The organism is Streptomyces sp. NPDC057697 (genome assembly GCF_042799335.1).
In the GTDB taxonomy this organism is placed as follows: domain Bacteria; phylum Actinomycetota; class Actinomycetes; order Streptomycetales; family Streptomycetaceae; genus Streptomyces.
Genome location: NZ_JBHVJA010000009.1, coordinates 183,542 through 205,399, shown reverse-complemented (window position 1 = coordinate 205,399; position 21,858 = coordinate 183,542). Strand labels below are relative to the sequence as shown.

The window sequence follows — 21,858 nt, the reverse complement described above, 5'->3', positions numbered from 1 at the left end:
TTTCCATTTTGGTCTGCCCGCTTCGAGTGGAGGATCCCCATGCCCGCAGCCGACCCGTCGCTGCGCGACCGCGTCGCCGCCCGTCTCGACACGTACAAGGACAGGCTTCTGGAGCTCAGCCACCAGCTGCACGACGATCCTGAGCTGTCGTTCGACGAGACCCGGGCCGCCGAGCGGCTCGCGGTGCTGCTGGAGGACGCCGGGTTCGCCGTGCGTCGCGCGGCGTGCGACCTGCCGACCGCGCTGACCGCCGAGTACGGCAGCGGTGACCTGACGGTGGGGGTGTGCGCGGAGTACGACGCGCTGCCGGAGATCGGCCACGCCTGCGGGCACAACATCATCTGCGCCGCCGGCGCGGGCGCGGCGATAGCCCTGGCCTCGGTCGCGGACGAGCTCGGCTTCCGGGTGAAACTGCTGGGCACACCGGCCGAGGAGGAGGGCGGCGGGAAGGTGCTGATGCTGGAACGCGGCGCCTTCGACGATGTGACGGTGGCGATGATGGTGCACCCCGCCCCCGTCGACATCACGGATCCGCGCGGCTCCAGCAACGCGGTCGCCCGCTTGGGGATCACCTTCACCGGCCGGGCCTCCCATGCCGCCGCGGCCCCCGAGCACGGGCTCAACGCCGCCGACGCCGCGGTGGTCGCCCAGGTCGCGGTGGGGCAGCTCCGCCAGCAGCTGCCGGACGGGTACCGGGTGGCCGGGATCGTCCGGCTGGGCGGGGAGCGCACCAACATCATCCCCGAGCGTTCGGCGCTCGAATACGAGGTGCGCACCCCCACCGGCGAGGAACTCGGCGAGCTGCGGGAACGGGTGCTCAACTGCTTCCGGGGCGCCGCGCTGGCCACCGGTACGACGATGGAGGTGCGGCCGCTCCAGCCCGACTACCTCGATCTGCGGCAGGACGCGGCGCTGATGGCCGCGTACGCCCGTAATCTGCGCGCGACCGGCCGGGAGGTGTCCGAGCCGGGCCCGGTGCCCCAGGGCACGGGGGGTTCCACCGACATGGGCAACGTCACCCGCGCCATGCCCGCCATCCACCCCGGTCTCGGGGTGCTGGGCGCCCTGGGGATGCCGCACACACGGCGGTTCGCCGAGGAAGCCGCGAGCCCGGCGGGGGACGACGCGGTGCTCGACGGCGCGCTCGCGATGGCCTGGACCGGCCTCGACCTCGCGTCCGACGCGTCATGGCGGGCCCGCTGCGTGACCGCGCGACACGGCTGACGTACACGGCGCGCAGGCGGCGCGTACGGTGCGGGTCCGGCGCGGGCGGCGCCCCGGCAGCTCCGGACCGGGGCTGTGGCGTCCGCGGTGCGAAGGACCGCAGTCCGTACGACGCGGTGCTCCTGACGGACCGGCCGGCCCTCTCGGCGTTCCGACGTCGCGGCCCCCGGCGGCGACGGAACTCTGTCGACGACGGGCCCGCACACCTCGTGGAAAACGAACCGGTCACGGAATGAGGGAGACCTCGGAGCCGGTCCGGAGGCGGCTGCGCGCGCGTCGCCCGCCCGTGTGCCGGACGACCCGTCTATGGAAGCCGGCCCGTACGGTCGACGGCGGCCCGGACGAGGACCGCCGAGGTGCCGACGACGGTGCCCGCCGGTCCGGCGTCACCCGCCTCGGCGAGGACCGTGCGTTCACCGAGGAAGGCGTACGTGGTCCGGTCGAAGATCCACTGCGTCTGCCGCCCGTGCGCGGTGCGGGCGACGGCGACTCCTTCGCGGCCCGCGGCGTCCTCGGCCGCGCGTACCACCGTGACGCCGGGGATCTTCGCGGCGGCGCGGTAGAGCGCGGCGCCGACCCGTGGCGGGGCCCAGGTCTCGGCCAGCAGGTCACCGATGGCGGTGAACGCCCGCTGGTCCGGGTCCTGGCCCTGCCCCCGGGTCTCGTCCCGGATCAGCCCCAGCAGGGCGTCGGGGTCGGTGGGCAGCGCCGCGACATAGGCATGGGTGGGGCTGCCGACCGACGGCCCCGAGGTGTTCGGGCGACCGGGCCGAGGGGTCGCCCCGGGCCCGTCGAGGGTGTCGGCCGGAGCATCCGCGGCGAGCCGTGAGTCGGGCGAGCCCGCCTCGCGCAGCAGGCCGGGGCGGCTGCCGTCGGCGGACAGCCACACCTGCCGCACGTGGGCGGGCGGCATCGTCACGGGGCCTCCCCCGGCGCTCTGCGCCGCGTAGGCGACCCGGCTCTCGACGTACACGAACTGGTCGGCCCGGACCGTCTGCCGCCGTTCCCCGGCGGCGGCGAGGGCGATGCGGTCGAGCAGCCGTGCGGCTTCGGGCGCGCGGGGGGCGCCGCCCCCGGCGACGGCGGGGGCCCCGGGACCCGGCGCGTCCATGGGGTGCACCAGGACGACACCGCCGACGGCCAGGGCGCAGGCGACCGCCGGTGCCAGGAACCGGACCACGGGCCGACGGACGCGCGCGCCGGACGGTCCGGTGGCGGCGGCCTCGGCCAGCAGCGCCCGCTTCAGCAGCAGCGCGCGGTCGGGAGCCAGGCCGGGGACAGGCGGCGGGGGCAGCGGCCCGCCGGGGCCTTCGCCCGTCTCGGCCGACTGGTCCGTGGGGTGCCGCGGGCTGGTGTTCATCCGTGCTTCTCCTGGCGGGACGGGCGGACCGCGGGAACGCGGACCGGTGCGGGCTCGACGGGGGTGACGCAGAGGTCCCGGCCCTCCGGCGCGGCCGGGCGGACGCCCCGGGGCCACCCGGGGCGCGGACGGGCGGCGCGGCGGGCCTCGGCGTCGGCGAGTGCGCGCAGGCGGGTGCGGGCGCGGGAGAGCCGCGAACGGATGGTGCCGACCGGTACGCCGAGCGCCTCGGCCGCGGCCGCGTAGTCCAGGCCCTCCCAGACCACGAGGGTGAAGACCTCCCGGTCCCGGCGGCGCAGCCGGGCGAGTGCGGCGTGCGCCGCCCGCAACTGCTCGGCGTCCGCGAGGTGGGTGACGAGGTCGTCGACGAAGTCCGGGACGGAACCGCGTTCCGGGACGCGGGCGAGCGCGATGTCACGGCGGCGGCGGGCGCGGGCGTCACGGCGCATGACGTTGGTGGCGATGCCCAGCAGCCACGGGCGCAGCCCGTCGCCTTCGGGGTGCACCTTCTCCCGGCTGCGCCACGCCTCCAGGAAGGTCGCCGAGACGACGTCCTCCGCCTCCGCCCAGTCACCGGTGACGCGGAGGGCGTACCGGTACAGCACCTGGGAGTGCTCGTCGTACAGCTCCCCCAGAGCTCCGCGGTCCCCGCGGCGGAAGCGATTCCTCATGAGTGATTCCACACTCTGCTCTGCCACGTCCGTTGCGCCGGTTCCCGTGACGTGTGCCACACGCGCGGTCCGGGCCGCGTTTCCACGGGCGGTGTGACGTGGCTCACCGGAACTCCGGCGCCCGTCGGCGCAGTGCAGGTCATGACTCCTTCCTCCGTACCCCGCCGCAACGTCCTGCGGACCATGGCCGTGGCCGCCGCGGTGGCCGGTGGCGCGACAACCGCCTGGAACACCCCGGCCCTCGCCGCGACCGCGCCGACGTACACCCTCACGATCAAGCACCTCGACCGCACCGGCGGGCCCACCGGCTCGTACGAGACGACCGTCACCGGGATCTCCGGTGCGGGCGCCGACGAGGTGGTCCGGCCGCACGACCCCTCCGGTACCGTCACCGTGCGGCTGCCCGCGGGCCGTTATCTGCTGGACAGTTCCCTGGTCTCCGCTGACGGGGCGGGCGGCACGGACTGGATCGTGCAGCCGCGCCTCGACCTGGACCGCGACACCACCGTCGTCGTCGACGCGCGGACCGCGGCCCCCGTCGACGTGCGGCCGCCCGACCGCTCGGCGCGCTTCCTGCACAGCGCCACGGTCGTCGAGGTGCGGCACCGGGACGCCGTACGGCTCGTCAACCTGATCTCCTCCTCGGCGCGGCTGCGCGTCGCCCATCTGGGCCCGGACGCCGAGGCCGGATCCGTGAAGCAGTGGTTCGACGGGTACTGGACCACTCCGGACGCCGACTACGCGCTCGGCTACGTCCTCACCGGAGCGCGCGCCCTGACCGGGCTCACCCGGCACCCCGCCGCGAAGGACCTGGCCACCCTGGAAATCCGTGGCGCCGCCCTGCCGGGCACCGCGGGCACCGGCTCCGTCGACCTGCAACCGAGCTCCGGACTGACCGTCGGGCTCTCCCGGGCCCTGCCGACGCCCGGCACCGCCATCTGTCTCGTGACACCCGAACGCGGCACCTGGGACATCACCTACCTGGCTCCCCGCACGCCCGGCGGCCCCTCGAACCGCTATGCCGCCGACGGTGTCGCCGTGCGCGCCGGGCGCACCACCACGCACACCTTCGACAACGCCGTCTTCGGTCCCGGTCTCACCGGCGGCTCCGGCGTCGTGCGCGACGGCGACGCCCTCACCGTCGACGTCCCGCTGCTCATGGACGGCGGTGGCCATGTGCCGTCGTCGCCGTCGTACGCCAGTGCCTCGACCGCGCTGCACCGTGACGGTGTGCTCGTCGGGACGCGGACCGGCGCGCCCGGACAGGCCCGGTTCACCGTGCCGCCGGGGCGTGCGACGTACCGGATCACCAGCACGGTGCGGCGCTCCGGCGCGCCCGGCACCGCCACCCGGGTGACCGCGGTGTGGACCTTCACCTCGGACACGACGGCCGCTCCGGCCCAAGTGCCCGTGAGCGCCGTGCGGTTCTCCCCCGTGCTCGGCTCCACCGGCACCGCCGTGGCGGACACGACGCTGCGGGTCCCCGTCACGGTGCAGGGCGCCGCGGCCAACGGGAAGCTGCGCTCGCTGGCCGTGTCCGTTTCGGTGGACGGCGGCGCCTCCTGGAAGCGGGTGCCGGTCGAGCGCGGCGCCGTCACGGTCCACAACCCGGGCCCGGACACCGGCGTCTCGCTGCGCGCCGAACTGACCGACGCCGGCGGCCGGACGCTCACCCAGACCCTCCTCGACGCCTACCGCACCCGGTGATCCGGCCGAACGGGCGGCGGTGACCGGGGCGTTGCCCCGGACGCGGGGCGTCGGCGTGGTCCCACGGCATTCCCGGCCGTGCACGCCCGCCGGCGCTCTGCGGGGAACCCGGCCGACTCCGGGCCCGGTTGACGAACACCATCGGAAACACGCCATCGATAGACGAACAGTTCAAGCCATGGTCATCTGCGGTATCCCGACGGGCCATCCTGGGCGGCGACACTCGCCGCGTCCCACACACACGGGGGCGCACCGACGAAGGAAGTACCGATGGATCGCAGATCGTTCATGGCCACCACAGGCAGCGCGTCGCTGGTGGGCGGCGCACTCGCCGTCGGCGCGGGGCTCGCGGCGCCCGCGGCCGAGGCCGCTCCGCACCGGCCCGACAGGGGCCGCACGGTCCGGTTCAACATCATCAGTGACATCCAGGGCGACCTCACCGACTTCGGCAAGGCCCTCGACGATCTGCACCGCATCAACCCCGACAGCGCCGGCCTCGGCATAGCCGGTGACATCACCCCGCGCGGCTACGACTTCGAGTACGCGGCGGTCCGCCAGACGCTCAAGCGGCACCCGCGTCCCAAGAACATCGCGTGGGCCATCGGCAACCACGAGTTCTACGTGCCGAAGTACAGCGACCCCAACACGCTGGCCCAGGACACCTGGCCCAACGGCACCACCGAGGACTCGCTCTTCCGCAGCTTCTACAACTTCGCGGGGCGCAACAAGGTCTACTCGGAGACCTCCTTCGGCGGCGTCCCGGTGCTCAGCCTGGGCACCGAGCGCTACTCCCACTACCACGACGCGAAGCTGTGGGACGAGGTGTGGATCAGCGACGCGCAGTTCGCCTGGCTGGAGGACCGGCTCGCGTACTGGGCGCGCCGCCGCAAGCCCGTCATGGTGCTGACCCACCACCCGCTCCCCAACACGGTGTCGGGCACACACAACAAGCTCTACCTCAACGACTACCTCCAGCCCGACCGGCTGCTGTCGATCCTGGGCCGCCACAAGGACGTGTTCCTCTTCTCCGGGCACACCCACTGGGATCTCAACCTGTCGGACTGGGTGGTGCGCCGCGTCGTTCCCGGCACCGGCAACCTCGAAGGGTTCACCGTGGTGAACACCTCGGCCGTCCAGGTCGGCTGGATGGACGACGGCAAGGGCGGTGAGGTCTCCCTCGGAAACGCCTTCAACCAGGGGCTCCAGGTCGAGGTCGGTCCGCGTTCCGTCGTCATCAAGGCCCGCGACTTCACCACCGGCACCTGGCTCAAGCAGCTGACCGTCCCGCTGCACACCACGTCCTGACCCCCGAGGGGCGGATGCCGCGTGCCGGCGCGGCATCCGTCCCGGGGTCCGTTCTCCACGGGCACGGCGACAGCACCGGCGAGCCGGTGCCCGGTCCGGTGCGTGCCCCGCGCTTCAGCGGTGCGGTGCGGTCCTCGGCCGCGTCGGATCAGCCGAGGTCCGGCCGGGCCTCCCCCTGCTGTCCGAGCGGGCGGGGGTCCGCCTCGGCGAGCCAGGCGTCGGCGATGATCCGGTGGCCGAGGGGGCTCGGGTGGACTCCGTCCCGGGCCAGCTCCGCGGCCTCCTTCGTCCGCGCGGCGCGGGCCAGCGCGAGGTCCGCGCGGACCACCTGGGCCCCGTTGGCCGCCGCGGCGCGCAGGACGGCCTCGGTACGGGGCGTCAGGTCCTCGAACCACTCCTTCTGCTCCGGGGCGACCGGGAGCAGGAACGGGGTGATGACGACGAGTCGCGCGGAGAGCGTGCGCGTGGTCTCCGCGAGGAGGCCGTCGAGGCACGCCTCGAACTCGTCGACCGGGCTGGGCAGCCCGCTGTCGTAGCGGCGCCAGGTGTCGTTGATGCCGATCTTGACCGTGACCACGGTGGGCCGGTGGTCGATGACGTCGGTGGTCCAGCGGGCGGCGAGGTCATACACCCGGTTGCCGTTGACGCCCTTGTTGATGACCGTGGGGACGGCGGCGCCGTCGGTGCCCTCGTGCAGGGTGCGCGCGATCTCGTGGACGTACCCGCTGCCGAGGGACGTGGCGTCGGCCCGGTCGCGGCCCGCGTCGGTGATGGAGTCACCGATGAACAGGAGGGTGTCCGTTCCCGTGATGTGCATGTGTGCCGTCCTGGGGTGGGGAGGGTGGGGTGTGGGTGCCGCGCTCATCGGCGAGCCGCGACGCGCCGCAGCGTATCGGCCTCGCGCGGCAGTACGGCGGGGTCGTCGCCGGGCACGAACTCCAGGAGCGCGTCCAGCGGGACGCGTCGCGCGTTCAGCAGTGCGAAGACCTCGGCCCAGAGGCCCGCTCGGTCGGCCAGCGGCAGTCGGTGGTTGCCCGGCCACCACGAGAAGACATGCACGGCGTCGACCCGGTCGACGAGGGCGCGGAGCCCCGCCAGCGCCTCCTCGTCGGGGGTGTTCTGCGGGGGCTGCCAGTAGGTCCGGAGGTTGTCCGCGCCCACCTCGTCCAACAGGCGGACGGTGGAGCCGACGGTGTCGGTGAGGGTTCCGCCGTGGAACTCCAGCGCCAGATCCAGCCCGTGGTCCGCGGCGATCCGGGCCGCCTCCCGCAGCTCCGCGGCGGTCCCGCTCCGCTCCCGGGGTGTGGCATCACCCGATCCGGCTCCGCCCGCCCACACCCGTACCCGGGGCGCTCCGAGGAGTGCGGCGGCGCGGGCGATCCCGGGGAATCCGGCCGCTTCGCCCGGCGCGGCGCGGAAGTACGAGCCGTACGAGCAGCAGGTGAGTCCGTACCGGAGGGAGGCGTCGCGGGCCGCGCGGACGGTGTCGGGGTCCTCCGGAGGCGCGTGCACGTCCGCTCCCCACTCGACCGCCGCCAGGCCCGCGTCCGCGGCGAGGCGGGCGACCTCTGCGGCGGGCAGCCGCCGGAAGGTGACCGAGCAGATGCCCGGCCTGGCCACGGGAGCCGGTGCGGCCTGCGGGCTGTCCGGGGTGCGGTCCGCCGCGCCGCGCCCCGCGCGGTCGGGGCTCTCCCTGCCTGTCACAGCGTTCCTCTCCTGCGGCCGCCGTCCGGCGGCGCGTTCCTCGTTCTTCTCCGGGTCTTCGCCGGCCGGTACGGGGCTTCTCCGGCCGGTACGGGGCTTCTCCGGCCGGTACGGGGCTTCTCCGGCCGGTACGGGAGGGCCCGCCCCTTGCGGGGAAGGGCCCTCCCGGCGGTGGTGTCTCACGCCGCGTTGGGGCCCACGTCCGCTGTCGTGAGGGGGTGCCGGAGCGCGGCAGCGGTCGCGTACTCGTCGGCGCCGATGTCGCGGGCGCTGCCCCGCGGGTCGCCGTCGATGTCGTCGCTCACGCCCGGGTCGGCCAGTGTGGCCGCGCCGATCGCCGGGCTGCCGGCGGAGAGCCGGGCCACGCCGTCCGTCCCGGTCACCAGCTTCGGGTCGGCCCGGGTGTAGCCACCGGACGGGATGTTCCCGTCGGAGGCCGCGCCCCACAGCAGGTTGCTCTGCCAGGTGAAGTCGGTGGTCGTCCCCATCGCGACCAGGCTCCCGGAGTCGCCGACGAGCAGGTTGTCGGCGATGACCACGTCCCGGGGCTCGTACGCCCGGCTCTCGCCCGAGAGCGCGCCGGCGTTGCCGAACAGGGTGTTGTGCACGATCACCGCGCGGTCGCAGGCGTCGTTGCCCCGCCGCTCGTCCTGTGTCTCGCCGGAGTTGTGGTCGCGGGTGGTGCCGCTGCCGACGACCAGGGCCCGCTTCGAGAGTCCGGCGAGGTAGTTGTTGACGATCAGGTGGTCGTTGCCGTAGAGCCGCACCCCCTCCTCGCCGCCGATCAGGTAATTGCTCTCCACCCGGGAGCGGTTGCCGTGGCGCAGCACGATGCCGCCCCGGCTGTTGCGGATGGTGTTGTACCGGATGATGTTGTCGGAGGACTTCACCGAGATGGCCTCGGGGTCGCCGTTGGCGCGCTCGAACAGGTTGTACTCCACGACCGCGTTCGCGGCGGACAGCGCCCGCCCGCTGACGCCGAGGCGGATGCACTCGCCGCCGTTGTCCCCGGCGAAGCTGTGGTCGGAGAAGTAGTTCCGCAGGATGTGGGTGTTCTGGGCCATGTCGGTGGAGCCCGGACCGTCGACGATCAGGAAGATGCCCGTGGTCGTCTTGTTGTGGAAGTGGTTCCGGTCGATCTTCGTGCTGTTCGCCCGTACGACGACCCAGTACGGGTCGCCGTCGTCCGCGTGCTGGAAGTCGTTGCGGGTCAGGCGGATCGACGAGCAGTTCACCGGGATCTCCAGCGTGGTGCTCTGCCGGAAGGCGAAGCCGCTGACGGTGATGTTGCTCGAATCGGCGAAGACGAAGCCGCGTTCGCCCTTGAGCACCACGCCACCGCGGGACTTGGCCACGATGGTGATCGGCGCGGCGCTGGTGCCGTTCTTGCCGGAGACGTTGATCGCACCCCCCGACGGGACGGTGTACGTGCCGTCGGCCACGACGATCCGGTCGCCGGGTGCGGCGCCGTTGATCGCGCTCTGGAGTGCGGCCAGGCTGCTGACGGGGATGTCGGCCGCCGAAGCGTCGACCGACATCGAGGTGCTGAGGGGCACGGCGGCGAGCGCTGCCACCGCGGTGCCCCTGAGGAACGTGCGTCGTTGCATGATGCCTCCTGTGGCGACAAGTACATGACGGGCCGGTCCGTACAGCCCCCGCGCTGGACGGACCGGCGTGCGACGGCGGGACGGCCGGGGCGGGCCCGGCCGTCCCTCCCGGGTGGGGTGCTCAGCGGGCGTGCGGACCGACGTCGGCCGGGGTCAGCGGCCGGATCCTCGGGGCCCGCTTCGCGTACTCGTCCGCGCCCACGTCCTGGGTCCGGCCGCGCGGGTCCCCGTCGATGTCATGGGTGACCGGTGACGGCCTGAGGGTGCCGGCGCCGATCGCCGGGCTGCCGGCGGAAAGCCGGGCCACGCCGTCCGGGCCGGTGACCAGCTTCGGGTCGACCCGGGTGTAGCCGCCGGACGGGATGTTGCCGTCGCCCGCGGCGCCCCACAGGATGTTGCCGGACCAGGTGAACCGTACGGTGTCGGCCATCGCGACCAGTTCGCCGGAGTCGGCGACGAACAGGTTGTCCGCGACGGTCACATCGCGCGGCTCGTGGGGGCGCCGGCTCTCGCCGGAGAGCGTGCCGTTGTTGTTCACCAGGGTGTTGTACGCGATGAGGACCCGGTCCGGAGCGTCGTTGCCGCGGCGCGTGTCGGGCGACTCGCCGGGCGTGTGGTCGCGCTCCGAGCCGCTGCCGATCACCATGGCCCGCCCGGCCAGACCGGCGAGGTGGTTGTTGACGATCACATGGTCGTTGCCGTAGATCCGCACGCCCTCCGTACCGGCGAGGAGGTGGTTGCCCTCGACCCGGTTGCGGTTGCCGTGCCGCAGGACGATGCCGCCGAAGCTGTCGCGGATGGTGTTGTGCCGGATGACGTTGTCCGAGCTCTTCACGGAGATGGCCTCCGGGTCGCCGTCGGCGCGCTCGAACAGGTTGTACTCCACGACCGCGTGGGCGCTGGACAGGGCGCGGGGGCTGACACCGAGCCGGATCGGCTCTCCGCCGTTGTCCCCGGGGAAGGTGTGGTCGGAGAAGTAGTTCCGGTGGATGTGGACGCGCTGCGCCATCTCTTCCGTGCCCGCGCCCTCGATGCCGAGGTAGATGCCGAGTGTGGACTTGCCGTGGAAGTGGTTGTGGTCGATCTCGCTGTCGTCCGCGCGCACCATCAGCCAGTGCACGCCCTCGATGTCGGCGAGCTGGAAGTCGTTGCGGGTCAGCCTGATGTGCGAGCAGCTCGGCGGAATGTCCAGGGTGGTGTTCTGGCGGAAGGAGAAGCCGCTGAGGGTGATGTGGCTGGAGTTGTCGAGGACGAAGCTCTGTTCGCCGTCGAGGACGACGCCGCCGAGGGTCCGGGCGACGACGGTGATGGGCGCGCGGCGGGTGCCCCGCTTGTTCCGGATGGTGAGGGGCCGGTCCGACGGGACGGTGTACGTGCCGTCGGCCACGACGATGCGGTCGCCCGGCCGGGCCCGGTCGATGGCGGCCTGGAGTTCGTCCAGCGAACCGACGGCGGCCGGTGCCGCCGTGGCGCTCGCGGTCAGGAGGCCGCCGGTGGGGGCGACGGCCAGCGCCGCGCCTGCTGCGGTGCCCATGAGGAACGTGCGGCGTTGCATGATGCCTCCGTGAGTGTGGTGGTGGGTCGAGGGGGCCGGACCCGTATCAGGCGTCGGCCGGGGCGTCCAGGAAGAGCTCGATGACGGGCACGGGGGTGTCGGGGCGCTGGACGGGGATTTCGAGCGTGAGCGTCCCGGCGGGCTGCCCGCCCATCTCGGTGTTCTGCGCGGGCCGGTCCGGGTCGATGTGGACCTGGAGGATCTCCGAGGCGTCGTTCAGCAACTGGGCGTAGCGCACCCGGCCGGCGAGTCCGGGCAGGTGCAGATGGCGCAGCGGCCAGGCCAACAGGTGGACGTAGAGCCGGTCGCCGCGCTGGGTGTACCGGCATTCGGCGGGGGCGGTGTACGGGGCCGGGCCGCAGCCGCGGACCGACCGCTCGTTCAGGTCCATCCACCGGCCGATCTCGCCGAGGACGGCGACGGCGCGTGGTTCGAGGTCGCCGCGGCCGGTCGGGCCGACGTTGAGCAGCAGGTTGCCGCCCTTGGACACCCCGTCGACGAGCATGCGGATCAGCAGGTCGGCGCTCTTGTGGTCCAGGTTGTCGCGGTCGTAGCCCCAGCTCCCGTTGAGCGTCTGGCACGCCTCCCACAGCACGGGCCGCCCGTCCTTGGTCATGGGACCGGAGGGCTGGTACTGCTCGGGTGTGATGAAGTCGCCGGGAAGGCCGGTCCGGTCGTTGACGAGCACATGCGGCTGGAGTTCGCGGACCGTCTCCAGCAGCTTCGGGGAATCCCAGTCGTCCGGGCCCTTGCCGCCCCACCAGGTGCGGCCCGCGTACGAGAAGTCGAAGAAGAGGTAGTCGATCCGCCCGAAGGAGGTGAGCAGTTCGCGGACCTGGCCGTGCAGATAGCGCTGGTAGTCGCGGATGTCGCGGTCGGCGGCCGCGGCCTTGAACTCCTCGTCGTCGCGCTGGGGGTGGGTGCCGTCCACGGGGAAGGACGGGTGGTGCCAGTCGATGAGGGAGTAGTAGAGACCGACCTTGAGCCCTTCGGCGCGGCACGCCTCGACGAACGGCCCGACGAGGTCGCGGCCGTGCGGGGTGTTGGTGACCTTGTACTCGGTGAGGGCGCTGTCCCACAGGCAGAAGCCGTCGTGGTGCTTGGTGGTCAGGACGACGTACCGCATGCCCGCCGCCCTGGCCGCCCTGGCCCACTGGACCGGGTCGTAACGGTCGGGGTCGAAGTGGTCGAAGTAGACCTGGTACTGCTCGTCGGTCAGCTTCTCCCGGTTCTTGACCCACTCGTGCCGTGCGGCGAGCGAGTACAGGCCCCAGTGGACGAACATGCCGAACCGGTCGTCGGTGAACCAGGTGGTGTCCGGGGCGGGCGCGGCGGGCGCTGACGGGGTCTCGGCGCTCGGGGTCATGGGGCATCGTTCCTTGTCGTCGGCGTCCGGTGGCGTGCCCGGTGCGCTGTCAAAGGGCTGGTCGTACGGGGGTCGGGGGGCGGGGGCGGCCTGCCGGGTCAGCCCTTCAGGGCGCCGGACGCCAGGCCGTGCACGAAGGAACGCTGGAAGAACAGGAAGACGATCACGGAGGGGAGCAGGGCCAGCAGCGAGGCGGCCATCACCACTCCGGGCGTCACGGCGGGGTCGATCCGCAGGGTTCGCAGCGCCAGCGGGAGCGTGTACGAGGAGGAGTCGGTGGAGACCAGGAGGGGCAGCAGGTACTGGTCCCAGATCATGGTGAAGCCGAAGACTCCGATGACGCCGAGCGCGGGCTTGCACATCGGCAGGATGATCTGGGCGAAGATGCGCAGGTCGCCGGCGCCGTCGATCCGGGCGGCCTCTTCGAGTTCCCGGGGCACGTCCTTCATGAACTCGGTCATCACGAGGATGGAGAATCCCCAGGCGCCCAGCGGGACGATCATTCCGGCCAGGGTGCCGATGAGGTTGAAGTGGACGACCGGCAGGTCGGAGAGGATCACGGAGAGCGGGAGGGCCAGGATCTCCTCGGGCAGCATCAGCGTCGCCAGGATGGCGACGAGCACCACCGTCATCCCCGGGAAGACCTTCCTGGCCAGGGCGTACCCGGCGAGGACGGAGACGGCCACCTGGAGCAGCAGCCCGAAGCCGACCACGAAGAACGAGTTCAGCAGGTACGCGAGGACGCCCTGATCGAAGGCGATCTTGAAGTTGTCCAGCGTGGCGCCCGAGGGGACGATGCTCAGCTGGGTCGGGTCCTTGACGTGTCCGAAGGCGCTGACCAGCAGGGCCAGCAGCGGCCCGGCGAAGACGATCAGGACCAGCAGGTAGGTGACGGCCTTCAGGATCCGCCCGCCCGGACTCCTGCTCTCCGTCAGGCCCAGCGCGGTCTCGGTCGGCGCGTTCATTTGCTCTCTCTCCGTCGCAGCAGGTGGACGACGACTGTCAGGACCAGCGTCGCGAGGAACAGCAGGACGGCTCCCGCCGCTCCGACACCGAGTCGGTTCTGTTCGAGACCGAGCTTGTAGATCAGGGTCATCACGACCTCGGTGGAGCCGTCGGGTCCGCCGTTGGTGAGCAGGAACACCTCGGTGAACACCCGCAGTCCGCGGATCGCGGCGAGGATGAACAGGATCGAGAACACCGACCGCAGTCCGGGCACGGTCACGTGCCAGACCCGCTGGATCCTGGAGGCGCCGTCGACCTTCGCCGCCTCGTACAGGCCGCGGTCCACGCTGGTGAGGCCGGCGAGGAAGATCATCATGTCGTAGGGGGCGCCCCGCCAGATGCCGGTGAGCATGATGGAGGCCATCGACGAGTCGGGGTCGTTGATGAATCCCGAGGGTCCGAATCCCACCAGGCCGAGCACGGAGTTGAGCATGCCGTCGGCGGTCGGGTGGTACATGATCCGCCAGAGTTCGGCGACGACGGCGATCGGCACCACCACCGGCAGGAACGCCGCGGAGCGCACGAAGCCCAGCCGGCGGCCCTGGCCCTCCATCAGCAGGGCGAGCACCAGGCCGAGGAGCATCGAGCCGGCCGTCTGCCCGGCGGCGAGGACGACGGTGTGCCAGGCGGCTTCGCGGAAGCCGTCGGACTGGAGCACCGTGGCGTAGTTCTCGGTGCCGACCCACTTGTTGCCGAGGTAGGGCTGGACGTCCTGGAAGGACATGGTCAGCGCGCTGACCATCGGGATGAACTTGAAGTACAGGAAGAGGAGCAGTGCCGGGGCCAGGAAGAGCCACGGCGTCCACCAGCGGCCCGCGCGGCGGTCGTGCCCGCGGCGGCCGGCGCCGCCGCCGGCCGTGCGGCCCGTTTTCCGGGTGGCGGGCCCGGCCGCCGGGAGGGCGGCCGGATCCGCCTGGTCAAGACTCATGACGCGGCGATTCCCTGTTCCTTGAGGATGTCGGCGAGCTGCTTGTCGAGCTCCTTCAGCTTGGTCCCGGTGTCCAGGCCGCAGTCGGCCATCAGCGCGTTGACGGCGTCGGCGGTCGTCTGCCGCACCGGGGTCCAGTTCGGGATGGACGGCGCGTACCGGCCGGAGCTCTGGTAGATCTCCGCGTAGGTCTTCCAGCGGGGGTCGGGACGGACCTGGGAGATGTCGACCGTCTTGTTGACGGGCAGCTGCACGGTGAAGCCGGTCTCCCCCTCCATGCCGGTCTTCTGGCCCTCGGCGGAGAGCGCGAAGTCGGCGAAGGCGTCCTGGCCCGCCATGTTCTCGGAGCCGGCCATCAGATAGACGGACCCGCCCTCGGCGAGCACGGTGGCGTCCTTGGGCCCCTTGGGCATCGGCACGACCTCGTACTTGTCCTTGCCGAGGGTCTCGTCGAAGCGGGGCAGCAGATACGGTCCGACGACGAACATGCCGGTCCGGCCGGCCTCGAAGGTCTCGTTCGTGGGCGGGGTCTCCATGGTCACGGCGCCCGGCTGGATGGCCTTGGCCTTGCAGCCGAGGTCGCGGAACCACTGCACGGCCTGGACCGATTCCTTCGTGGTCATCGCGGGCTTGTACTTTCCGTCACCGGTTTCGGTGATGAAGTCCCCGCCCGCCGCCCAGAGGAAGTTGGAGAAGTACCAGGAGGCGTATCCGCGCTTGGTGGACAGCGGGGCGGCGAGACCGTACGTGTTGTTCTTGCCGTCGCCGTCGGGGTCCTTGGTGGTGAAGGCCTCGGCCATCGCGGCGAAGTCGTCCCAGCTCCGCGGGGCCTGGAGCTTCAGCTTCTCGCGCCAGTCCTTGCGGATGAGCAGCGCGGACGCCTGGGCCGAGTACGGCAGGCCGTACTGCTTGCCGTCCACGCTCTTGCCGGAGTCCAGCCCCTGGCCGACGACCTGCTTGCTGTTCTTGATCTTGTCCAGGTCGATCTCCCGGAGGAGGCCCTGGCTGTGCATGGCGCCGAGCTGTGTGACGTCGTTCAGGACGATGTCGGGCAGATTCTTCTGCGCGGCCCGCTGCTGGAGCTTGGTCTCGAAGTCGTCGAAGATCGCCGTGACCTCGACCTTGAAGCCCGTGGCCTTCTCGAAGGCGGCGGCGAGCTTGAGGGTCCCCTTCTCCCCCGGTCCGCCCGGTGTCGTCCGGGTCCACAGTTCGAGCGGTGCCTTCGAGTTCTGCTTGGCATCCACTCCCGCAGGCCCTGATGTACAGCTGGTGAGGACCAGTGCGGAAGCGAGAACACCCGCACCGATCCACCGCGATCTCTGCATGACAACTCCTGTTTTCGCCGCATCACAGCTGGCCTGGAAAGCGCTTGCTGGGACGCTAACGGGGTCCGAATCCGTGGTCAATAGTCCGATGAATGCAAAAGTTCTCCGAGGCTCCACCGCGAGTCCGCCGGACACACCCCGTACGCACCCCTCACCCCCCGCAGCCCCCTCAGGCGGATCACCCCACGCGCGAAAGCGCCTGTCGAGCCCATAAATTGACTGCCCCAGGCAACGATCGACCGAACACACACCCACCGCCCCCGCACAACACGACCGCTGGGGCGGCAGGCATCGGATGACCGATCCTCGCCCGGGGGCCATTTCAATCATCCGATGTATCGTGCTGCAAGCACGTCGGCCAAGGCAACGAACAAGCCACGCCAATCTTCAACATCCGGTCAGACATTTCCCCACGCACCCGATCAGGCTCCGCGGTTCCCGCCGCTGACGGCCTGTCGGCGGGGAGCTGAGGAGCGCAACGCCATGAACGAGCCGGACCGCAGACCGACCGCCCTGTTGGTCATGGAGGAAGAACGCAGGGCGGACGTCTACCCCCGCGAGGTCCTAGCCGAAATCGAAGGTCTTGTACGCATGCAGGGCCCGCCCCTCACACGGCAGCGGCTCGCCGAGGATCCCGAGGTGCTGCGCGACGTCGACGTGCTGCTCACGGGCTGGGGCGCGCCCGTTCTCGATGCCGCCTTCCTGTCCCACGCCCCCCGGTTGCGGGCGGTCTTCGTCGCCGCGGGCTCCGTACGGCATCTGACCACACCCGAGTTCTGGGCGCGCGGCGTGCCGATCGTCTCCGCGGCCGCGGCCAACGCCGTACCGGTGGCGGAGTTCACCCTCGCCCAGGTCCTCCTCGGGCTGAAGCAGGTGCACCGGATCACCCGGGAGGTGGCGAGCAGCCGCCGCTTCCCCCACAACCCCCAGGTGCCGGGCGCCTACCGGTCACGCGTGGGCCTGTTGGGGCTCGGGCACATCGGCCGTCTCGTCGCCTCCCACCTCGGTCGTTTCGACATCGAGATCCTCGCCACCGACCCCCTCGCCTCCACGGAATCCGCCCGGCGGGCGGGCGTCCGGCTCGTGGGCATCGAGGAGCTCTTCGCCACCAGCCATGTCGTCAGCCTGCACGCCCCCCTCCTGCCCGAGACCCGGGGCACGATCGGGTCCCGGCTGCTGAACTCCCTGGGGCCGGGCGCCACACTGATCAACACCGCCCGGGGCGCGCTCGTCGACGAGACCGCCGCGGCGGAGGTGCTGCGCGCCAGACCCGACCTCACCGCCGTACTCGATGTCACACACCCGGAGCCTCCCGCCCATGACTCGCCACTCTTCACCCTTCCCAACGTGGTCCTGACACCCCATCTCGGCGGTGCTCTCGGGGCCGAACGGCACCGTCTCGGAGCGCTGGTGCTCGACGAACTCCGACGCTTTATACATGACTTGCCTCTTCAGCACGCCATCGACCCCGACCGTGCCACCACCCTGGCCTGAGGCCGCGGAAGCCGGCGTCACGCATGCGCCCCGGCACGACGGGGCCGCATGCGTGACGTCAGCGAAACGTCAGGGAAACGTGCGCGGAACGTCAGTGCGGGGCGGGAGAGTTCGGGGCCAGTCGGGCCGTCGGCTCCGACTCGTGACGGTGTACCCGGGTCCGTACGCCGGTGGGTCCGAACGCCGGTGACCGCGTGACGGGTGTGCGCGTGCCGCTACGAGTCGCCGCCGTCGCAACGCCGAAGGAGCCGGTCATCAACCCGCGGAGCACCAGGACCACCGACATCCCGGCCTCGTCCGGGACGTCCGCTCCGCCGCCGTCCCGGGGCGGGCGCGCCCGCGCCGGGGCCACCGCACCGGGAACCGGCCGGCGATCGCGCCACGAGCGCGCCCGGGACACTCGGCCGCACCGCGTGGACGCGACGCACCGGCTCACCCGCCCGGCGCGGTGCCCCGCCCGCCCCGCGCCCGTGCGCCGCGGGGCGGTTCTCAGTGCAGCCTCCAGGTGAGTTTCCCGCCGCCCACCCACCGCACCACATCGGGGTCGTCGAGGTCATGGATCTTGATTCCCGCGGCCGAGGCGGCGGCGATCACGTCCAGCATCGACGTCGCCTCCAGGACGACCTCCCCGTCGATCTCCACGAGGCGGAAGGGCGGATCGCCGGGCTGCACGCCCAGCACGGTGATGCGAGGCATCGCGATATGAGGACTGTTGCTTTCGGTCATGCGTAGATCGCTTCCACGCCGCGGGCGACACTATGCCCGGGGACAAAACGGGTGACGCCCCTCCGCCCGGCGGTACGTCCGTCCGGGGCGGCGCCGCCGGGCCCGCCGCACACCCCCCGTACGGCCGAACCACCGCACCGGTCCCCCGCCGCGGCCTCCACCGGACACGCCGACGGGCCCCGGCCGCGGGTGCGGCCGGGGCCCGTGTCGACGACCGTCAGTCCTCGCCCTCCAGGTTGCCCTCCGTCTCCAGGTACGCCTGGCGCAGCGCTTCGAGGACGGCCGGGTCGGGCTTGGCCCACATGCCGCGGGACTCCGCCTCCAGGAGGCGTTCCGCGATGCCGTGCAGGGCCCAGGGATTGGCCTGCTGGAGGAACTCGCGGTTGGTCGGGTCCAGGACGTACGTCTCGGTGAGCTTGTCGTACATCCAGTCGGCGACCACGCCCGTGGTGGCGTCGTAGCCGAAGAGGTAGTCGACGGTGGCGGCGAGCTCGAAGGCCCCCTTGTAGCCGTGCCGCCGCATCGCCTCGATCCACTTGGGGTTCACCACCCGGGCGCGGAAGACCCGCGAGGTCTCCTCCACCAGGGTGCGGGTGCGGACCGTCTCGGGACGGGTGGAGTCTCCGATGTACGCCTCCGGCGCGGTGCCGCGCAGGGCGCGGACGGTGGCCACCATCCCGCCGTGGTACTGGAAGTAGTCGTCCGAGTCGGCGATGTCGTGCTCGCGGGTGTCGGTGTTCTTCGCCGCGACCGCGATCCGCTTGTACGCCGTCTCCATCTCCTCGCGGGCCGGCCGCCCGTCGAGCTCGCGCCCGTAGGCGTAGCCGCCCCACACCGTGTAGACCTCGGCGAGGTCCGCGTCGGTGCGCCAGTCGCGGGAGTCGATGAGCTGGAGCAGACCGGCGCCGTACGTACCCGGGCGGGAGCCGAAGATACGGGTGGTGGCGCGGCGTTCGTCACCGTGGGCGGCCAGGTCGGCCTGGGTGTGGGCGCGCACGTGGTTCTGCTCGGCGGGTTCGTCCAGGGAGGCGGCGAGGCGGACCGCGTCGTCGAGGAGGCCGATGGTGTGCGGGAAGGCGTCGCGGAAGAAGCCGCTGATGCGCAGGGTGACGTCGATGCGGGGGCGGCCGAGCTCGGCGGGCGGGATCGCCTCCAGCCCGGTGACACGGCGTGAGGCGTCGTCCCAGACGGGGCGGACGCCGAGCAGGGCGAAGGCCTCGGCGACGTCGTCACCGGCGGTGCGCATCGCGCTGGTGCCCCACAGGGAGAGGCCGACCGAGGTGGGCCAGTCGCCGTTGTCGGTGCGGTAGCGCTCCAGCAGTGAGTCGGCCAGGGCCTGGCCGGTCTCCCAGGCCAGGCGCGAGGGCACGGCCTTGGGGTCGACCGAGTAGAAGTTGCGGCCGGTCGGCAGGACGTTGACCAGACCGCGGAGCGGGGAGCCGGAAGGACCGGCGGGGACGAAGCCGCCGTCCAGCGCGTGCAGGGTGTGGTCGAGTTCGTCGGTGGTGGCGGCCAGCCGCGGAACCACCTCGCGGGCCGCGAAGGCGAGGATGTCGGCGACCGCACTCGGGTGCCCCGCGGCCACGCCGTCGACGGCCTCCGGCGACCAGTCCGCGTCCTCCATCGCCTGCACCAGGGCGCGGGCCCGCTCCTCGGCCTCGTCGGCGGTGACCCGGGTCGCGGCGGACTCGTCGAGCCCCAGGGCCTCGCGCAGCCCCGGCAGCGAGGCCGTGCCACCCCAGATCTGACGGGCGCGCAGGATCGCGAGGACGAGGTTGACCCGGTCGGCACCGGCCGGGGCACCGCCCAGGACATGCAGGCCGTCACGGATCTGGGCGTCCTTGATCTCGCAGAGCCAGCCGTCGAGATGCATGATGAACTCGTCGAAGCCCTCGTCCTCGGGGCGGTCCTCCAGCCCCAGGTCGTGGTCGAGCTTGGCGGCCTGGATCAGGGTCCAGATCTGTGCGCGGATCGCCGGGAGCTTCGCCGGGTCCATCGCCGCGATCTGGGCGTGCTCGTCCAGGAGTTGTTCGAGCCGGGCGATGTCCCCGTAGCTGTCGGCACGTGCCATCGGCGGGACCAGGTGGTCCACCAGGGTGGCGTGGACGCGCCGCTTGGCCTGGGTCCCCTCGCCCGGGTCGTTGACCAGGAACGGGTAGATCAGCGGGAGGTCGCCGAGGGCGGCGTCGGGTCCGCAGGCGGCGGAGAGGCCGGCGTTCTTTCCGGGCAGCCACTCCAGGTTGCCGTGCTTGCCGAGGTGGATCATCGCGTCGGCGCCGAAGCCGTTGTCGTCGGCCGGGGCGGCGATCCAGCGGTAGGCGGCCAAGTAGTGGTGCGAGGGCGGCAGATCGGGGTCGTGGTAGATCGCGATCGGGTTCTCGCCGAAGCCGCGCGGCGGCTGGATGAGGACGAGCAGGTTGCCGTGGCGCAGGGCGGCGAGCACGATGTCGCCCTCCGGGTTGCGGGACCGGTCCACGAACATCTCGCCCGGGGCGGGACCCCAGTGCTCCTCGACGGCCTCGCGGAGCTCGGCCGGGAGGGTCGCGTACCAGCGGCGGTAGTCGGCGGCCGGGATGCGGACCGGGTTGCGGGCCAGCTGTTCCTCGGTCAGCCACTCCTGGTCGTGGCCGCCCGCCTCGATCAGCGCGCGGATCAGCTCGTCGCCGTCTCCGGACACCAGGCCGGGGACCTCCTCGGTGCCGAAGTCGTACCCCTCGGCGCGGAGTCGGCGCAGCAGGGCGACGGCGCTGGCGGGGGTGTCGAGGCCGACGGCGTTCCCGATCCGGGAGTGCTTGGTCGGGTACGCGGACAGCACGAGCGCGATCCGCTTCTCGGCGGCCGGGATGTGGCGCAGCCGGGCGTGGCGCACGGCGATCCCGGCGACGCGGGCGGCGCGCTCGGTGTCGGCGACGTACGCGGGCAGGCCGTCCTCGTCGATCTCCTTGAACGAGAAGGGGACGGTGATCAGGCGGCCGTCGAACTCGGGGACCGCGATCTGGCTGGCGGCGTCGAGCGGGGAGACGCCCTCGTCGTTGCCCTCCCAGTCGGTGCGTGAACCGGTGAGGCAGAGGGCCTGGAGGATGGGGACGTCGAGGCCGCTGAGGACGCCCGCGTCCCAGGACTCGTCGTCACCGCCGGCGGATGCCTCGGCGGGCCGGGTGCCGCCCGCGGCGAGGACGGTGGTCACGATCACGTCGGCGGCGCGCAGCGCCTCGATGAGTTCGGGCTCCGGGGTGCGCAGCGAGGCGACGTACAGCGGCAGCGCGCGGGCGCCCGCGTCCTCGACGGCACGGCAGAGGGCCTCGATGAACGCGGTGTTGCCGCTCATGTGGTGGGCGCGGTAGTAGAGCACGGCGACGACCGGGCCGTCGGTGCGGCCGGGGGTGCGCTCCAGCGGGCCCCAGGAGGGTGCGGGGGCGGGCGGTGCGAAACCGTGGCCGGTGAGCAGGACGGTGTCGGAGAGGAAGCGGGCCAGCTGGTCGAGGTTGGCGGGGCCGCCGTGGGCCAGATAGGCGTGGGCCTCGGCGGCGATGCCGATGGGCACCGTCGAGGCGGCCATCAGCTGGGCGTCGGGGGCCTGTTCGCCGGTGAGGACCACGACGGGACGTCCGGTGGCGAGCACCTGGTCGAGGCCGTCCTGCCAGGCACGTACGCCACCGAGGAGGCGCACGACGACCAGATCGGCGCCGTCCAGGAGCTCGGGCAGGTCCTGGAGCGGGAGCCGGGAGGGGTTGGCGAAGCGGTAGGAGACCGGGCCGTCCGAGGCGCGGGCGCTGAGCAGGTCGGTGTCGGACGTCGACAGGAGCAGGATCATGCGGCGTCGGGCCTTCCTCGGGGTGTCCACGCCCCGGGCGGTGTCGGAATGGAGTTCCCCTGCTCGA

At 72.2% G+C, this 21,858-nt stretch carries 16 protein-coding genes; 4 read left to right on the top strand and 12 right to left on the bottom strand.

Features of this window, described 5'->3' with window-relative positions; all coding sequences use genetic code 11:
* Window positions 1-39: 39 nt before the first annotated feature.
* Window positions 40-1,224 (top strand): amidohydrolase, encoded by a 1,185-nt coding sequence (locus ACFVFH_RS23385; protein ID WP_383771893.1) that lies wholly within the window; start codon window positions 40-42, stop codon window positions 1,222-1,224.
* Between the two features lie 304 nt (window positions 1,225-1,528).
* On the opposite strand, the gene ACFVFH_RS23380 is transcribed toward ACFVFH_RS23385, so the two are convergent.
* On the bottom strand, window positions 1,529-2,584 hold the full coding sequence (locus ACFVFH_RS23380; protein WP_383771891.1) for a CU044_5270 family protein: 1,056 nt from the start codon (window positions 2,582-2,584) through the stop codon (window positions 1,529-1,531).
* Window positions 2,581-3,255: an RNA polymerase sigma factor gene (locus ACFVFH_RS23375; protein ID WP_383771889.1), complete on the bottom strand. Its 675-nt coding sequence runs from the start codon at window positions 3,253-3,255 to the stop codon at window positions 2,581-2,583. The genes ACFVFH_RS23380 and ACFVFH_RS23375 overlap by 4 nt, the downstream gene beginning before the upstream one ends.
* A 141-nt stretch (window positions 3,256-3,396) precedes the next feature.
* On the opposite strand from ACFVFH_RS23375, the gene ACFVFH_RS23370 reads away from it, so the two are divergent.
* Both ACFVFH_RS23370 and ACFVFH_RS23365 read left to right on the top strand, forming a co-directional pair.
* Window positions 3,397-4,962 (top strand): serine protease, encoded by a 1,566-nt coding sequence (locus ACFVFH_RS23370; protein WP_383771887.1) that lies wholly within the window; start codon window positions 3,397-3,399, stop codon window positions 4,960-4,962.
* Window positions 4,963-5,232: 270 nt separating this feature from the next.
* Window positions 5,233-6,267, top strand: a complete 1,035-nt coding sequence (locus ACFVFH_RS23365; RefSeq protein ID WP_383771885.1) for a metallophosphoesterase family protein — start codon at window positions 5,233-5,235, stop codon at window positions 6,265-6,267.
* A 148-nt stretch (window positions 6,268-6,415) separates the two neighbouring features.
* Here ACFVFH_RS23365 and ACFVFH_RS23360 read toward each other — a convergent pair whose 3' ends face one another.
* The 8 genes from ACFVFH_RS23360 to ACFVFH_RS23325 form a co-directional block, all read right to left on the bottom strand.
* On the bottom strand, window positions 6,416-7,084 hold the full coding sequence (locus ACFVFH_RS23360; protein WP_383771883.1) for an SGNH/GDSL hydrolase family protein: 669 nt from the start codon (window positions 7,082-7,084) through the stop codon (window positions 6,416-6,418).
* Between the two features lie 44 nt (window positions 7,085-7,128).
* The gene (locus tag ACFVFH_RS23355; RefSeq protein ID WP_383771881.1) at window positions 7,129-7,971 is read right to left on the bottom strand and encodes a sugar phosphate isomerase/epimerase family protein; all 843 of its coding nucleotides are present in this window, start codon (window positions 7,969-7,971) and stop codon (window positions 7,129-7,131) included.
* Between the two features lie 179 nt (window positions 7,972-8,150).
* On the bottom strand, window positions 8,151-9,578 hold the full coding sequence (locus ACFVFH_RS23350; protein ID WP_383771879.1) for a chondroitinase-B domain-containing protein: 1,428 nt from the start codon (window positions 9,576-9,578) through the stop codon (window positions 8,151-8,153).
* A 121-nt stretch (window positions 9,579-9,699) separates the two neighbouring features.
* Window positions 9,700-11,133, bottom strand: coding sequence for a polysaccharide lyase 6 family protein (locus ACFVFH_RS23345; RefSeq protein WP_383771877.1), 1,434 nt, complete (start codon window positions 11,131-11,133; stop codon window positions 9,700-9,702).
* A 46-nt stretch (window positions 11,134-11,179) separates the two neighbouring features.
* Window positions 11,180-12,499: an alpha-L-fucosidase gene (locus ACFVFH_RS23340; protein WP_383771875.1), complete on the bottom strand. Its 1,320-nt coding sequence runs from the start codon at window positions 12,497-12,499 to the stop codon at window positions 11,180-11,182.
* A 98-nt stretch (window positions 12,500-12,597) separates the two neighbouring features.
* Window positions 12,598-13,464, bottom strand: coding sequence for a carbohydrate ABC transporter permease (locus tag ACFVFH_RS23335; RefSeq protein WP_383771873.1), 867 nt, complete (start codon window positions 13,462-13,464; stop codon window positions 12,598-12,600).
* Window positions 13,461-14,432 (bottom strand): carbohydrate ABC transporter permease, encoded by a 972-nt coding sequence (locus tag ACFVFH_RS23330; protein WP_383771871.1) that lies wholly within the window; start codon window positions 14,430-14,432, stop codon window positions 13,461-13,463. Before ACFVFH_RS23330 ends, ACFVFH_RS23335 begins: the two co-directional genes overlap by 4 nt.
* On the bottom strand, window positions 14,429-15,757 hold the full coding sequence (locus tag ACFVFH_RS23325) for an extracellular solute-binding protein (protein ID WP_383771870.1): 1,329 nt from the start codon (window positions 15,755-15,757) through the stop codon (window positions 14,429-14,431). Before ACFVFH_RS23325 ends, ACFVFH_RS23330 begins: the two co-directional genes overlap by 4 nt.
* A gap of 483 nt (window positions 15,758-16,240) precedes the next feature.
* Between ACFVFH_RS23325 and ACFVFH_RS23320 the strand changes: the two genes are divergently transcribed.
* Window positions 16,241-17,251: a hydroxyacid dehydrogenase gene (locus ACFVFH_RS23320; protein WP_383771868.1), complete on the top strand. Its 1,011-nt coding sequence runs from the start codon at window positions 16,241-16,243 to the stop codon at window positions 17,249-17,251.
* 489 nt (window positions 17,252-17,740) lie between these two features.
* On the opposite strand, the gene ACFVFH_RS23315 is transcribed toward ACFVFH_RS23320, so the two are convergent.
* Window positions 17,741-17,977, bottom strand: a complete 237-nt coding sequence (locus ACFVFH_RS23315) for a hypothetical protein (RefSeq protein WP_383771866.1) — start codon at window positions 17,975-17,977, stop codon at window positions 17,741-17,743.
* 217 nt (window positions 17,978-18,194) lie between these two features.
* Entirely contained in the window at window positions 18,195-21,791 is a 3,597-nt protein-coding gene (gene cobN, locus ACFVFH_RS23310) for a cobaltochelatase subunit CobN (protein ID WP_383771864.1), read from the bottom strand.
* Between the last annotated feature and the right edge of the window lie 67 nt (window positions 21,792-21,858).

Bases quoted from the DNA above. Each gene is read 5' to 3' on its own strand.
- ACFVFH_RS23385 (WP_383771893.1), top strand. From the start codon at position 40: ATGCCCGCAGCCGACCCGTCGCTGCGCGACCGCGTCGCCGCCCGTCTC.
- ACFVFH_RS23380 (WP_383771891.1), bottom strand. From the start codon at position 2,584: ATGAACACCAGCCCGCGGCACCCCACGGACCAGTCGGCCGAGACGGGC.
- ACFVFH_RS23375 (WP_383771889.1), bottom strand. From the start codon at position 3,255: ATGAGGAATCGCTTCCGCCGCGGGGACCGCGGAGCTCTGGGGGAGCTG.
- ACFVFH_RS23370 (WP_383771887.1), top strand. From the start codon at position 3,397: ATGACTCCTTCCTCCGTACCCCGCCGCAACGTCCTGCGGACCATGGCC.
- ACFVFH_RS23365 (WP_383771885.1), top strand. From the start codon at position 5,233: ATGGATCGCAGATCGTTCATGGCCACCACAGGCAGCGCGTCGCTGGTG.
- ACFVFH_RS23360 (WP_383771883.1), bottom strand. From the start codon at position 7,084: ATGCACATCACGGGAACGGACACCCTCCTGTTCATCGGTGACTCCATC.
- ACFVFH_RS23350 (WP_383771879.1), bottom strand. From the start codon at position 9,578: ATGCAACGACGCACGTTCCTCAGGGGCACCGCGGTGGCAGCGCTCGCC.
- ACFVFH_RS23345 (WP_383771877.1), bottom strand. From the start codon at position 11,133: ATGCAACGCCGCACGTTCCTCATGGGCACCGCAGCAGGCGCGGCGCTG.
- ACFVFH_RS23340 (WP_383771875.1), bottom strand. From the start codon at position 12,499: ATGACCCCGAGCGCCGAGACCCCGTCAGCGCCCGCCGCGCCCGCCCCG.
- ACFVFH_RS23335 (WP_383771873.1), bottom strand. From the start codon at position 13,464: ATGAACGCGCCGACCGAGACCGCGCTGGGCCTGACGGAGAGCAGGAGT.
- ACFVFH_RS23330 (WP_383771871.1), bottom strand. From the start codon at position 14,432: ATGAGTCTTGACCAGGCGGATCCGGCCGCCCTCCCGGCGGCCGGGCCC.
- ACFVFH_RS23325 (WP_383771870.1), bottom strand. From the start codon at position 15,757: ATGCAGAGATCGCGGTGGATCGGTGCGGGTGTTCTCGCTTCCGCACTG.
- ACFVFH_RS23320 (WP_383771868.1), top strand. From the start codon at position 16,241: ATGAACGAGCCGGACCGCAGACCGACCGCCCTGTTGGTCATGGAGGAA.
- ACFVFH_RS23315 (WP_383771866.1), bottom strand. From the start codon at position 17,977: ATGACCGAAAGCAACAGTCCTCATATCGCGATGCCTCGCATCACCGTG.
- cobN (WP_383771864.1), bottom strand. From the start codon at position 21,791: ATGATCCTGCTCCTGTCGACGTCCGACACCGACCTGCTCAGCGCCCGC.